Raw genomic sequence first — 12201 nt, 5'->3', positions numbered from 1 at the left:
ATTACTTAGTTGCTTTCTTCTTGTTAGCAACCGTCTTTCTCTTACCTTTTCTGGTTCTAGAGTTGTTCTTGGTGTGCTGACCACGAACAGGAAGACCTCTTCTGTGTCTCAAACCTCTGTAACAACCAATGTCCATCAATCGCTTGATGTTCATTTGTACTTCAGACTTAAGAACACCTTCAATTTTGAACTCTTCACTAATGATAGTTCTGATGTCTTTCTGCTGATCGTCATCCAGGTCGCCAATTTTAGTATTTACATCAATACCTGCTTTAGCCAAAATGTAGTTGGCTGAGCTACGACCGATACCGAAAATGTATGTCAAACCAATTTCGGATCTTTTGTGATCTGGAATATCTACTCCTGCAATCCTTGCCATAATTACCCTTGTCTTTGTTTGAATCTAGGATTCTTCTTATTAATCACGTACAACTTTCCGTTTCTGCGGATTATCTTACAATCGGCACTACGCTTCTTAATAGAGGCTTTAACTTTCATTTTTCTTTATTTATACCTGTAAGTAATTCTTCCTTTTGATAAATCGTAAGGAGACATTTCTAGTTTTACTCTATCTCCTGGCAAAATTTTGATGTAGTGCATTCTCATTTTTCCTGAGATATGAGCCAACACCACATGTCCATTTTCAAGCTCAACACGAAACTGTGCATTAGGCAATGCCTCTACAATTGTTCCGTCTTGTTCTATAGATCCTTGTTTAGCCATATTAAAATTTTACTACTTCTTCTATGTATTTATGACTTGTCAATATTTCAGTCCTGTCTTTGAAGATAGCTACCGTATGCTCAAAATGTGCAGAAGGCTTTTTATCTCTGGTTCTAATCGTCCAGCCATCGCTTTCTTGCACAATATTTCGAGTTCCTAGGTTGATCATCGGTTCAATTGCAATAACTAAACCTTCATTCAACTTAGGACCACGGCCTCTCTTGCCATAATTTGGAACTTCAGGCCCCTCATGAAGGCTTCTGCCCAATCCATGTCCTACTAATTCTCTAACCACTGTATAACCTCTATCTTCTACATACTTCTGTATGGCGAAAGCAAGATCACCTATGCGGTTACCAAACTTGGCTTCTTCAATACCTACATACAACGACTCTTTCGTTGTCTTAAGAAGTGATAAAATTTCTGGGGATGTGTCTCCTACGGGGTAAGTGTAAGCGGAATCGCTATGAAAACCTTGGTAGAAGACTCCACAATCTACAGAGATTATATCACCGTCTTTCAATTCATAATCGCTCGGAAATCCGTGAACAACTACCTCATTCACAGAAATACAAAGCGTGGCGGGAAAACCATTATAACCTTTAAAGGAACCGGTTGCCCCATGATCTGCGATAAACTCTTCAGCGACCTTATCTAGATCTTTGGTTTTTATGCCAGGCTTAATAAGCTTGGCTACTTCTCCGTGAGCTTTTGCTAATATCTCAGCACTCTCACGTATCTTTTGAATTTCTTCTTCTGTCTTATAAAAGATCATATTTACGCTACAGCCATGTTTTGAGACCTACCTCTCATTTTTCCTGACTTCATCATTCCTTCGTAATGTCTCATCAGTAGGTAGCTTTCAATTTGCTGTAAGGTATCTAAGATCACACCAACCATAATCAACAATGATGTACCTCCGTAGAAGTATGAAAACTGCTGCCCTACTCCTGCATTGTATGCGAAAGTTGGAAGGATGGCGATAATAGCCAAGAAAATAGATCCTGGCAAAGTGATTTTATCTAAAACGCTTCCGATAAACTCAGAAGTTGGTCTTCCTGGCTTAATACCCGGAATGAAACCACCGTTTCTCTTCAGATCATCCGCCATGCTAGACGGGTTAACAGTAATTGCTGTATAGAAGAAAGTAAATGCGATGATCAAAATAGCGAACACCACAGTGTACTGCCATGAATAAGGATTAGAGAAAACATTTGCCACTCTAAGTGCTAAATCACTTTCTTCTTGCCAAATCTGACCAATCAATGTTGGCAGAATCATTAAGGCTTGAGCGAAAATAATTGGCATAACCCCAGCAGCGTTAACCTTTAAAGGTATAAACTGACGCTGGCCGCCATATACTTTACCTCCTACAACCTGCTTAGCATATTGTACGGGAATTCTTCTTACAGCTTGTACTAACGCTACTGTTACGATTACAACACCGAACAATACAAGTATTTCAACTACAGAGAATAATGCTCTGCTTAATCCATTTGTAGTAACAAATTCATACCACGCAGCACCTGGTAGGCTAGAGATAATACCGATCATGATCAACATTGAAATACCGTTTCCGATACCCTTATCAGTAATTTTCTCACCTAACCACATACAGAACATTGTACCTGAGGTTAAAAGAACCATTGAAGAGATCATGAAGAATGTAGGATCGATATTCGGAGAGATTGCTTCACTAGGAATAGTCACTCTCAAATACCCTACACTCTGAGCAAGAGTAACCAATATAGTTAGCACTCTCGTGATCTGAGTCAATTTCTTTCTTCCAGACTCTCCTTCTTTTTGCATCTTCTGGAAACTAGGGACAGCCACAGTCATCAACTGAATCACAATGGAAGCAGAGATGTAAGGCATAATACCTAAACCAAAAATAGAAGCTCTACTAAATGAGCCTCCTAAAAGAGTATTAAGGATACCAAGAATACCACTGTCTGCATCATTCAACATAGTAGGATCTACACCTGGTAGAACCACGAATGATCCAAGTCTGAAAATGACAAGGAATCCTAGCGTAGCCAGGATCCTGTTTCTTAATTCCTCAATGGAAAAAATGTTCTTTATCGTAGTTATGAATTTCTTCATCTGATTACAGCTTTGTAACAGTTCCGCCAACTTTCTCTATAGCTGCCTCAGCAGATGCAGAGAATTTGTGAGCTGTCACGTCTACCTTTGATTTCAATTCGCCTCGGCCTAAAACTTTGATCAAGTCATTTTTAGCGGCTAAACCATGAGAAGCTAATACTTCTACAGTGATATTAGACTCGCCAGACTGATCTGCCAACTGTTGTAGTGTATCTAGGTTAATAGCCTTATACTCTACTCTGTTAGGATTAGTGAAACCGAATTTAGGAACTCTTCTCTGAAGTGGCATCTGACCACCTTCGAAACCAGACTTGGTTTTATAACCTGATCTTGATTTAGCTCCTTTATGACCTCTTGTAGAAGTACCACCTCTACCGGATCCTTGACCTCTACCAATTCTTTTATCTGATTTTGTAGAACCTTCTGCAGGTTTTAATGTATTCAGTTTCATCTTATGCTTCCTTTACAGATACAAGGTGATTTACTTTATCAATCATTCCAGCAATCTGAGGAGTCATTTCAACTTCTACAGATCTGTTGATTTTGCCCAAGCCGAGTGCCTGAATAGTTCTCTTCTGTCTCTCAGGTCTGTCTATGGTGCTTCTAGTTTGTGTAATAATAACCTTCGCCATCTTCTTACCCGTTAAAAACTTTATCTAATCCAACACCTCTTTGCTCAGCCACAGTGTAAGGGTCTCTCATTTGCAATAAAGCATCGAAAGTAGCCTTAACCACGTTGTGTGGGTTTGAAGAACCTTTTGACTTAGCAAGTACATTGTGAATACCCGCTGATTCAAATACAGCACGCATTGCACCACCGGCAATTACACCAGTACCTTCTGATGCAGGCTTCACAAGAACGAAACCACCACCAAACTTACCAAGAGTCTCATGAGGAACAGTACCCTTAAATACTGGAACCTCTACCAAGTTCTTCTTAGCATCATCTATACCTTTAGTGATAGCATCGGTTACCTCGTTAGCTTTTCCTAAACCGTAACCAACAACACCGTTTCCGTCACCTACTACTACAATTGCAGAGAAACTGAACCTTCTACCACCTTTTACTACTTTAGCTACACGCTTAATGGCAACAACTTTTTCTTTCAAGTCGATGTCACTAGCCTTAACTCTGTTCATTTTTTGTGTCATCTCTAATTAAAATTTAAGACCACCTTCTCTGGCACCATCTGCCAAAGCTTTCACTTTACCGTGGTAGATATATCCATTTCTATCAAATACTACTTCACTAATTCCGCTAGCAGCAGCCTTTTCAGCTAACTTCTTACCAACTTCTTTAGCTACTTCAATATTGGTGTTTTTCTTAGCACCAAGCTCAGCAGATGAAGCCGACACTAGAGTGTGTCCTTGCTCATCGTCTATGATTTGAGCGTATATCCTTGTATTGCTCTTGAAAACAGAGATTCTAGGCCTAACTGCCGATCCAGAAATCTTTTTTCTGATACCTCTCTTAATTCTAAGTCTACTCTTACTAATAGCCATGATAACTTTTATTTAGCAGCAGTTTTACCAGCCTTTCTTCTAATCTTCTCACCAACAAACTTGATACCTTTACCTTTGTAAGGCTCAATTTTTCTAAGTGATCTGATCTGAGCAGCTACTTGTCCAATCAATTCTTTATCGCTACTGCTTAGAGTAACAATTGGGTTTTTACCTTTCTCCATTTTGGCATCAGCAGAAACCTCTTGAGGAACCTGAAGATAAATATTGTGAGAGTAACCCAAGTTAAGCTCTAACACATTATTTGCAACAGCGGCTTTATAACCTACACCTACTAGTTCCAACTCTTTGGTGTAACCTGAATGAACACCAACTACCATATTGTTAATCAAAGCTCTGTAAAGACCATGAAGAGACTTATGTCTTTTCTGGTCTGTAGGCCTCTCTATCGAGACAACACCCTCTTCAACAGATACTTTAAAGTCAGGGTCTATCGCCTGAGTCAATTCTCCTTTCGGCCCTTTAACAGTAACCGCTGATGCAGCTACGTCTACAGACACTCCCGAAGGAAGATTAATCGGTTTTTTACCAATTCGTGACATCTATCTATAATCTAGTATACGTGACACAATATTTCTCCACCAATGTGCTGAGTTCTTGCTTCCTTATCGGTCATAATACCTTTAGAAGTAGAAATAATAGCTATACCAAGACCATTCAATACTCTTGGAAGCTCTCCAGCACCAGCGTACTTTCTCAAACCAGGTTTACTGATTCTTTCCAGCTTTATAATCGCTGGCTCTTTAGTACGCGAATTATATTTCAAGGCTATTTTAATCTTACCTTGAACACCATCATCTTCAAACTTGTAGTTCAAGATGTAGCCTTTGTCAAAAAGCACTTTAGTCATCTCCTTCTTCACATTCGAAGCAGGAATTTCGATAACCCTATGCCTTGCTTTAATAGCGTTTCTTAAACGCGTTAAATAATCTGCTATTGGATCAGTCATTTTTAAAATGTTTTACGCCCTTTAGGCGTGTGTACCTTGGCGATATCTCCCAAGAATACCCTTTATAAAATGTTAAATACCTTCCGGCCGAAACCGGCCTGCAAAGGTATTAATAATTTTCAGATATAAAAAGAAAGATTACCAGCTTGCTTTAGTCACTCCAGGTATTTTACCTGCAGAGGCCATCTCTCTAAAAGTTACCCTAGAGATGCCGAACTTACGCATGTAACCTTTAGGTCTACCAGTAAGCTTACATCTATTGTGAAGTCTTACGGGCGATGCGTTTCTTGGCAACTTATCAAGACCCTCGTAATCACCTTCAGCTTTAAGCCTTGCTCTTTTCTCAGCATAGCGAGCTACAAGTTTCTCTCTTTTTCTTTCTCTAGCTTTTACTGCTTCTCTTGCCATAATTAGTCTTGTTTTTTACCAGAAGCGAAAGGCATTCCCATAGCCTTTAGCAACTCATAACTTTCTTCATCAGTATTTGCTGTGGTAACGAACGTAATGTCCATACCAGTGATTTTATTCACTTTCTCGATAGAGATCTCAGGGAAGATAATTTGTTCCTTGATACCTAAAGTGTAGTTACCACGTCCATCGAAACCTTTATCTTTTACACCTCTGAAGTCTCTTACACGAGGAAGAGCGATATTCAAAAGCCTGTCGATAAATTCGTACATTCTATCACCGCGCAATGTAACTTTTGCACCAATTGGCATACCGTCTCTTAACTTAAAGTTTGAGATGGAGTTCTTAGCAACAGTTGGAACAGCCTTCTGACCAGTAATGGTAGTTAGCTCTTCTACTCCTACATCTACCAATTTCTTATCGGCTACAGCAGCACCAATACCTTTGTTAAGTACAACCTTGGTGATTTTTGGCACCTGCATAACGCTGGTGTACTGGAATTTCTCCTTTAGCGCAGGAGCAATCTCCTTGCTATATGTTTCTTTTAATCTCGGACTAGCCATTTTTAATTACCTCCCCAGATTTTTTAGAGTATCTAACAAGTTTTCCATTTTCATCAGCTTTTCTACCTACTCTGGTTGCATCACCTGATGAAGGATCTATTACCATTAGGTTAGAAAGATGAATAGAAGCTTCTGTCTTCTCAATACCACCATTTGGATTGGAAGCCGAAGGTTTAATATGCTTGGAGACAACGTTTACACCTTCTACAATAGCTCTATATTTTGAAGGGATTACCTCAAGAACTGTCCCGGTTTTGCCTTTGCTATTACCAGAGATCACCTTAACGGTATCGCCTTTTCTCACATGAAGCTTTTTCACAACTGTTTGATTCTTATCCATGATTACAATACTTCAGGAGCCAATGAAACAATCTTCATAAATTGCTTTTCACGCAACTCTCTGGCTACAGGTCCGAACATACGAGTACCTCTTGGTTCATCGTTATTATTCAATAACACTGCAGCATTATCCTCAAAACGGATATAAGATCCGTCTTTTCTTCTTACCTCTTTTTTGGTTCTTACGATTACTGCTTTAGAAACAGTTCCTTTTTTGAGGTTACTTGAAGAATGAGCAGATTTTACTGAAACCACAATTTTATCACCTACTGTGGCGTACTTCTTTTTAGTACCACCAAGTACACGAATACAGAGCACCTCTTTAGCACCACTGTTATCGGCAACGCTTAGTCTTGATTCTTGTCTAATCATGATTACTTGGCTCTTTCAATAATTTCTACTAGTCTCCAACGCTTGTTTTTACTCAGCGGACGAGTCTCCATGATCTTCACGGTATCTCCGATACCACAATCATTCTTTTCGTCATGAGCGGCAAATTTTGTTGTTTTCTTAACAAACTTACCATAGATCGGGTGCTTCTCTTTTCTCTGAACAGCTACAGTGATGGTCTTATCCATCTTGTTGCTTGTTACTACCCCGACTCTCTCTTTTCTAAGATTTCTGGTCTCCATGCTCATATTAGTTAGCAAGTTCCTTAGCCCTTAACTCTGTTCTCAATCTCGCGATCAGACGTTTTGAATGTCTGATTTTCATCGGATTTTCAATAGGAGAAATAGCATGTGCAAAGTTTAACTTCTGCAGACCGCTAACTTCCGTATTTATCTTTTCTCTAAGCTCCTCTACAGTGAGCGCCTTGATTTCTGAATTCTTCATAACTATGCCACGTAATCTCTACGAACAATAAATTTGGTAGAAAGAGGCAACTTCTGAGCTGCAAGTCTCAAGGCTTCTTTCGCCAATTCAACATTTACACCAGCTGCTTCGAAAAGCACTGTACCTGGTTTAACAACAGCTACCCAATATTCAGGAGCACCTTTACCCTTACCCATCCTTACTTCAGCAGGCTTGCTAGTAATAGGCTTGTCCGGGAATATTCTAATCCATACTTGGCCTTCTCTTTTCATTGCTCTCGTCATAGCAATACGAGCAGCTTCGATCTGACGGCTTGTAATCCAACCTGGCTCAAGAGACTTGATACCGAAGGTTCCGAAATCCAATGTATGTCCACGTCCGGCCACACCTTTGATGCGACCTTTCTGCATTTTTCTAAACTTGGTTCTTTTAGGCTGTAACATCTTCTCTCCTTTTTACAGTTGGGTTACTTCTTTTTATTACGGTTAGGTCTTCTAGCACCACCTCTACGGTCGCCACCACCCATTTGATTAGGGTTACCAACGTTTGGAGATAAGTCTCTCTTACCGTAAACCTCGCCTTTGAAAATCCATACCTTGATTCCGATTTTACCGTAAACAGTGTCGGCCTCAGAGATAGCGTAATCAATATCTGCTCTTAATGTATGAAGAGGAATTCTTCCTTCTTTGTACATCTCAGTTCTTGCCATTTCAGCACCACCAAGACGACCAGAGCATTTAACCTTGATACCTTGAGCACCTACTCTAACAGCAGAAGCAATAGCTTGCTTCATAGCTCTTCTGTAGGAAATTCTTGCTTGCAACTGCTGAGCGATTGACTCACCCACCAATTTTGCATCTAGCTCAGGTCTCTTGATTTCGAAGATGTTGATTTGAACGTCCTTTCCAGTAAGCTTCTTCAACTCTTCTTTAATACGATCAACTTCTTGCCCTCCTTTACCGATTACAACACCAGGTCTGGCAGTATGAACAGTAATGGTGATTCTTTTGATAGTTCTCTCAATTATAACTTTTGAGATACCACCTTTAGGAATTCGGGCATCGATATATTTTCTGATCTCCTGATCTTCAACCAGTTTATCAGAGAAGTCTTTTCCACCGTACCAGCTAGAATCCCAGCCACGTACAACTCCTAATCTGAAACCAACAGGGTTAACTTTTTGTCCCATCTGTTTTTAATTATCAGTTTCGTTATTTATTACTTCTTCAGCGGTAACCTCGGTTGAATTCTTTGAATCAACTACGATGGTCACATGATTTGATCTTTTTCTAATTCTATGAGCTCTACCTTGAGGTGCAGGTCTTAATCTCTTTAACATTCTGCCACCATCAACGCGAATTTCTTTAATAAAAAGATCTGCGTCTTCAAGTCTCTCATCTTCGTTTTTAGCTTGCCAGTTAGAGATTGCTGAAAGCAACAATTTCTGTAGCCTAGCAGCGCCTTCCTTCGGCTCGAATTTCAAGATGTTCAACGCAGTATTCACGCGCTCGCCTCTGATCATATCAGCGACCATTCTCATCTTACGAGGAGAAGTTGGAACATTGTTAAGTTTTGCAACAGCTTCCATTATCTCTTCTTATCTTTTTTAGCAATGTGACCTCTAAAGTTTCTTGTCGGAGCAAACTCACCAAACTTGTGTCCTACCATGTTTTCAGTAACAAACACAGGGATGAATTTATTTCCGTTATGAACTGCAAATGTGTGGCCGATGAAATCTGGAGAGATCATAGATCTTCTAGACCAGGTTTTGATAACTGACTTCTTGCCAGTTTCTTCCATCGCATCGACTTTGTTTGCCAATCTAAAATCGATATATGGTCCTTTTTTTAATGAACGTGCCATGCTAGATTATTTCTTTTTACCGATTATTAGTCTATTCGAGTATTTCTTAGGAGTTCTGGTTTTTTGACCTTTAGCGTAAAGGCCTTTTCTAGATCTTGGATGACCTCCAGATGATCTACCTTCACCACCACCCATTGGGTGATCTACCGGGTTCATTACCACACCTCTTACTCTAGGTCTTCTTCCTAACCATCTCTTTCTACCAGCTTTACCTAACCTCACGTTCATGTGTTCAGCATTACCTACGGCACCAATAGTAGCCATACATGTAGATAAGATGTTTCTTTGCTCGCCTGAAGGAAGCTTTACAGTAGCGTATTTCCCTTCTCTAGCAACCAACTGAACATATGATCCTGCACTTCTTGCCAAAGCAGCACCTTTACCAGGCTTAAACTCCACATTATGGATAATAGTACCCAAAGGAATTTTTGACAAAGGAAGAGCGTTTCCAACCTCAGGAGCAACAGCTTCACCAGATACAATCTGCTGGCCAACTTCTAATCCTTGAGGAGCGACTATATATCTTTTCTCACCATCCGCGTAATAAAGCAATGCAACTCTGGCACTTCTAGACGGATCGTACTCAATGCTTTTAACTGTAGCCGGCACATCGAATTTATCTCTTTTGAAATCGATAACTCTCAGTTTTCTTTTGTGACCACCACCCATGTAGCGCATGGTCATTTTACCGGTATTGTTTCTACCTCCAGATCTCTTAAGAGGAGCAAGCAAAGACTTTTCAGGAGTTGATGTTGTTACATCAGCAAAGTCTGGAGCTATACGGCCTCTTGTGCCGGGGGTCATTGGTCTTAATTTCTTTACACCCATCTTACTTCAATTAAATGCCGCTATAAAAATCGATTACCTCTCCTTCAGCAACAGTTACAATTGCTTTCTTAAACGAACTTGCTCTACCAGAAATGATTCTGGACTTAGTGTAGCGCGATTTGTCTTTACCCTGATACTTCATGGTATTAACATCTTCTACGGTTACACCGTACATATCTTCTACAGCCTTCTTAATTTCAACTTTATTGGCATTCAGGTCTACAATAAAACCGTACTTACCTTTTTCGTTTAAGGCCGATACTTTCTCAGTTACTAATGGCTTCTTTAAAACACTCATCTTCAGATTACTTTAGAAGGTTTTCAAGCTTTTCAATTGAACTTTCGCTAATCAATAGGCTATCAGCGTTCAACACATCATAAGTGTTCAATGAGTCAGCCGTTGTAATTTTAGCATTCTTCACATTTCTACCTGAAAGCACAACATTCTTGTTAGCCGAATCAGGAAGAACCAAAAGAGTTTTCTTGTCAGCCACAGAAAGGCCATTAAGAACTTTTACGAAATCTTTGGTCTTTGGAGATTCGAAGTTGATATCTTCTAACACTACTAAACCATTGTCTTTCGCTTTATAAGCCAATGCAGACTTTCTAGCTAAAGACTTCAATTTCTTGTTCAGCTTAAAGCTGTAATCTCTAGGCTGAGGACCGAATACTCTACCTCCACCTCTAAATATAGGAGACTTAATACTACCTGCTCTCGCAGTACCAGTACCCTTTTGTCTCTTTATCTTTTTCGTAGAACCAGCAATTTCATTTCTTTCCTTAGACTTATGAGTTCCTTGACGCTGATTCGCCAAGTATTGCTTAACATCTAAGTAGATGGCATGATCGTTTGGCTCAATACCGAAGATATCGTCTGAAAGAGTAATCTTTCTTCCAGTGTCTTCTCCACTATTTTTTAATACTGAAATCTCCATCTTCTTATTTCTCTAGTACTACGATTGAATTCTTAGCACCTGGAACAGAACCACTCACTACGATAAGATTCTTTTCAGGCATTACTTTCATCACTTTCAGGTTCAAAACCTTCACTCTGTCGTTACCCATTCTTCCAGCCATACGAGTACCTTTAAATACTCTAGCAGGATAAGAGGCACCACCAATAGAACCCGGAGCTCTCATTCTGTTGTGCTGACCGTGCGTAGCTTGACCAACACCACCGAAGCCGTGTCTTTTAACCACACCCTGGAAACCCTTACCTTTAGAGGTTCCAATAGCATCAACAAAATCGCCTTCTTCAAACACATCACCCACATTGATGACGTTTCCTAGAACGACTTTATCTTCGAATTCTTCACGGAAATCTCGAAACTCAACCACTTCTTTCTTAGGCGTTGTATTGGCTTTTTTGAAATGCCCTTTCAACGAACTTGGCGTATTTTTTTCTTTACGCTCACCGTAAGCAAGTTGTACAGCTCTGTATCCGTCTGTTTCCTCATTTTTTACTTGCGTAACTACGCAAGGACCAGCTTCTATAACCGTGCATGCGACACTAAGTCCATCGGCACCATAGATGCTAGTCATTCCGATTTTTTTTCCGATTATTCCAGACATCTTTTAATTCTTTTTAAACGCTACAAATCTAGCGCTTCCGAGAAACGGACTGCAAAGATAGGAAATTAATATTCTGCAGCAAACGGCACCGTTAGAATTTCTAAGAAATATTTAGCTAACTGTTTGACTGACAATAAAAAGCCCTCTCTATGCATAAAAAAGAGGCCATTCTAAGCAGAACAGCCTCTCTTAATTTCTCAGTATTATATAATTATACCTTAATCTCTACGTCTACACCAGATGGGAGCTCAAGCTTCATCAAAGCATCTACCGTCTTTGCACTAGATGAGTAGATATCTACTAATCTCTTGTAAGTACAAAGTTGGAATTGCTCACGTGACTTCTTGTTCACGTGTGGTGATCTTAGCACTGTAAATTTCTCTTTTACTGTTGGCAACGGAATTGGTCCGCTAACAATAGCACCAGTTGTTTTCACAGCTCTCACGATCTTCTCTGATGACTTATCCACCAAGTTGTGATCGTATGACTTTAATTTGATTCTTATCTTCTGTGTCATCT

The 12201-nt window shown here is 39.8% G+C and carries 26 protein-coding genes; all 26 read right to left on the bottom strand.

What is annotated here, in order from left to right:
- Position 1: 1 nt before the first annotated feature.
- On the bottom strand, positions 2-379 hold the full coding sequence (rpsM, locus tag T7867_RS10295) for a 30S ribosomal protein S13 (RefSeq protein ID WP_068221268.1): 378 nt from the start codon (positions 377-379) through the stop codon (positions 2-4).
- 2 nt (positions 380-381) lie between these two features.
- Entirely contained in the window at positions 382-498 is a 117-nt protein-coding gene (gene ykgO, locus T7867_RS10290; protein WP_084375668.1) for a type B 50S ribosomal protein L36, read from the bottom strand.
- A gap of 6 nt (positions 499-504) precedes the next feature.
- Entirely contained in the window at positions 505-723 is a 219-nt protein-coding gene (infA, locus tag T7867_RS10285) for a translation initiation factor IF-1 (RefSeq protein WP_068221267.1), read from the bottom strand.
- A 1-nt stretch (position 724) separates the two neighbouring features.
- The gene (map, locus tag T7867_RS10280; protein ID WP_273515099.1) at positions 725-1498 is read right to left on the bottom strand and encodes a type I methionyl aminopeptidase; all 774 of its coding nucleotides are present in this window, start codon (positions 1496-1498) and stop codon (positions 725-727) included.
- Positions 1499-1500: 2 nt separating this feature from the next.
- Positions 1501-2826, bottom strand: a complete 1326-nt coding sequence (secY, locus tag T7867_RS10275; RefSeq protein WP_273273197.1) for a preprotein translocase subunit SecY — start codon at positions 2824-2826, stop codon at positions 1501-1503.
- 4 nt (positions 2827-2830) lie between these two features.
- On the bottom strand, positions 2831-3277 hold the full coding sequence (gene rplO / locus T7867_RS10270) for a 50S ribosomal protein L15 (protein ID WP_273273196.1): 447 nt from the start codon (positions 3275-3277) through the stop codon (positions 2831-2833).
- A 1-nt stretch (position 3278) separates the two neighbouring features.
- Positions 3279-3458 (bottom strand): 50S ribosomal protein L30, encoded by a 180-nt coding sequence (gene rpmD, locus T7867_RS10265; protein ID WP_068221261.1) that lies wholly within the window; start codon positions 3456-3458, stop codon positions 3279-3281.
- A gap of 4 nt (positions 3459-3462) precedes the next feature.
- Complete coding sequence (gene rpsE / locus T7867_RS10260) at positions 3463-3966, bottom strand: 30S ribosomal protein S5 (RefSeq protein WP_394364970.1); 504 nt, start codon at positions 3964-3966, stop codon at positions 3463-3465.
- Positions 3967-3984: 18 nt separating this feature from the next.
- Positions 3985-4329 (bottom strand): 50S ribosomal protein L18, encoded by a 345-nt coding sequence (gene rplR, locus T7867_RS10255; protein WP_273515101.1) that lies wholly within the window; start codon positions 4327-4329, stop codon positions 3985-3987.
- Positions 4330-4337: 8 nt separating this feature from the next.
- Entirely contained in the window at positions 4338-4889 is a 552-nt protein-coding gene (rplF, locus tag T7867_RS10250; RefSeq protein ID WP_273515106.1) for a 50S ribosomal protein L6, read from the bottom strand.
- Between the two features lie 11 nt (positions 4890-4900).
- Positions 4901-5296, bottom strand: a complete 396-nt coding sequence (gene rpsH, locus T7867_RS10245) for a 30S ribosomal protein S8 (RefSeq protein WP_068221253.1) — start codon at positions 5294-5296, stop codon at positions 4901-4903.
- Positions 5297-5434: 138 nt separating this feature from the next.
- Positions 5435-5704 (bottom strand): 30S ribosomal protein S14, encoded by a 270-nt coding sequence (gene rpsN / locus T7867_RS10240; protein WP_068221251.1) that lies wholly within the window; start codon positions 5702-5704, stop codon positions 5435-5437.
- A 2-nt stretch (positions 5705-5706) separates the two neighbouring features.
- Positions 5707-6267, bottom strand: a complete 561-nt coding sequence (gene rplE, locus T7867_RS10235; protein ID WP_068221249.1) for a 50S ribosomal protein L5 — start codon at positions 6265-6267, stop codon at positions 5707-5709.
- Entirely contained in the window at positions 6260-6607 is a 348-nt protein-coding gene (rplX, locus tag T7867_RS10230; protein WP_273515107.1) for a 50S ribosomal protein L24, read from the bottom strand. The genes rplE and rplX overlap by 8 nt, the downstream gene beginning before the upstream one ends.
- Before the next feature lie 2 nt (positions 6608-6609).
- A complete protein-coding gene (rplN, locus tag T7867_RS10225; protein WP_068221245.1) occupies positions 6610-6978 on the bottom strand; it encodes a 50S ribosomal protein L14 in 369 nt (122 codons plus the stop codon).
- 2 nt (positions 6979-6980) lie between these two features.
- Positions 6981-7238 (bottom strand): 30S ribosomal protein S17, encoded by a 258-nt coding sequence (gene rpsQ / locus T7867_RS10220; protein WP_068221387.1) that lies wholly within the window; start codon positions 7236-7238, stop codon positions 6981-6983.
- A gap of 7 nt (positions 7239-7245) precedes the next feature.
- The gene (gene rpmC / locus T7867_RS10215) at positions 7246-7440 is read right to left on the bottom strand and encodes a 50S ribosomal protein L29 (protein WP_068221240.1); all 195 of its coding nucleotides are present in this window, start codon (positions 7438-7440) and stop codon (positions 7246-7248) included.
- A gap of 2 nt (positions 7441-7442) precedes the next feature.
- Positions 7443-7862 carry a 50S ribosomal protein L16 gene (rplP, locus tag T7867_RS10210; RefSeq protein ID WP_068221238.1) on the bottom strand — a complete coding sequence of 140 codons (420 nt, stop codon included), beginning with the start codon at positions 7860-7862 and terminating at the stop codon, positions 7443-7445.
- Between the two features lie 23 nt (positions 7863-7885).
- Positions 7886-8608, bottom strand: coding sequence for a 30S ribosomal protein S3 (rpsC, locus tag T7867_RS10205; RefSeq protein ID WP_068221236.1), 723 nt, complete (start codon positions 8606-8608; stop codon positions 7886-7888).
- 6 nt (positions 8609-8614) lie between these two features.
- Positions 8615-9007, bottom strand: coding sequence for a 50S ribosomal protein L22 (gene rplV, locus T7867_RS10200; protein WP_068221234.1), 393 nt, complete (start codon positions 9005-9007; stop codon positions 8615-8617).
- Positions 9007-9282 (bottom strand): 30S ribosomal protein S19, encoded by a 276-nt coding sequence (rpsS, locus tag T7867_RS10195; protein WP_068221231.1) that lies wholly within the window; start codon positions 9280-9282, stop codon positions 9007-9009. Before rpsS ends, rplV begins: the two co-directional genes overlap by 1 nt.
- Before the next feature lie 6 nt (positions 9283-9288).
- Positions 9289-10110, bottom strand: a complete 822-nt coding sequence (gene rplB, locus T7867_RS10190) for a 50S ribosomal protein L2 (protein ID WP_068221229.1) — start codon at positions 10108-10110, stop codon at positions 9289-9291.
- 10 nt (positions 10111-10120) lie between these two features.
- Entirely contained in the window at positions 10121-10408 is a 288-nt protein-coding gene (rplW, locus tag T7867_RS10185) for a 50S ribosomal protein L23 (RefSeq protein WP_068221227.1), read from the bottom strand.
- Between the two features lie 7 nt (positions 10409-10415).
- Positions 10416-11045 carry a 50S ribosomal protein L4 gene (gene rplD, locus T7867_RS10180; protein ID WP_068221225.1) on the bottom strand — a complete coding sequence of 210 codons (630 nt, stop codon included), beginning with the start codon at positions 11043-11045 and terminating at the stop codon, positions 10416-10418.
- A gap of 4 nt (positions 11046-11049) precedes the next feature.
- Positions 11050-11682, bottom strand: a complete 633-nt coding sequence (rplC, locus tag T7867_RS10175) for a 50S ribosomal protein L3 (RefSeq protein ID WP_068221224.1) — start codon at positions 11680-11682, stop codon at positions 11050-11052.
- A 211-nt stretch (positions 11683-11893) separates the two neighbouring features.
- A complete protein-coding gene (rpsJ, locus tag T7867_RS10170; RefSeq protein WP_068221223.1) occupies positions 11894-12199 on the bottom strand; it encodes a 30S ribosomal protein S10 in 306 nt (101 codons plus the stop codon).
- Positions 12200-12201 lie beyond the last annotated feature (2 nt).

It is taken from the genome of Roseivirga spongicola, assembly GCF_034376045.1.
Classification (GTDB): domain Bacteria; phylum Bacteroidota; class Bacteroidia; order Cytophagales; family Cyclobacteriaceae; genus Roseivirga; species Roseivirga spongicola.
Note: the sequence above shows the minus strand (reverse complement) of the source record. Positions and strands in the feature narration are given on the sequence as shown.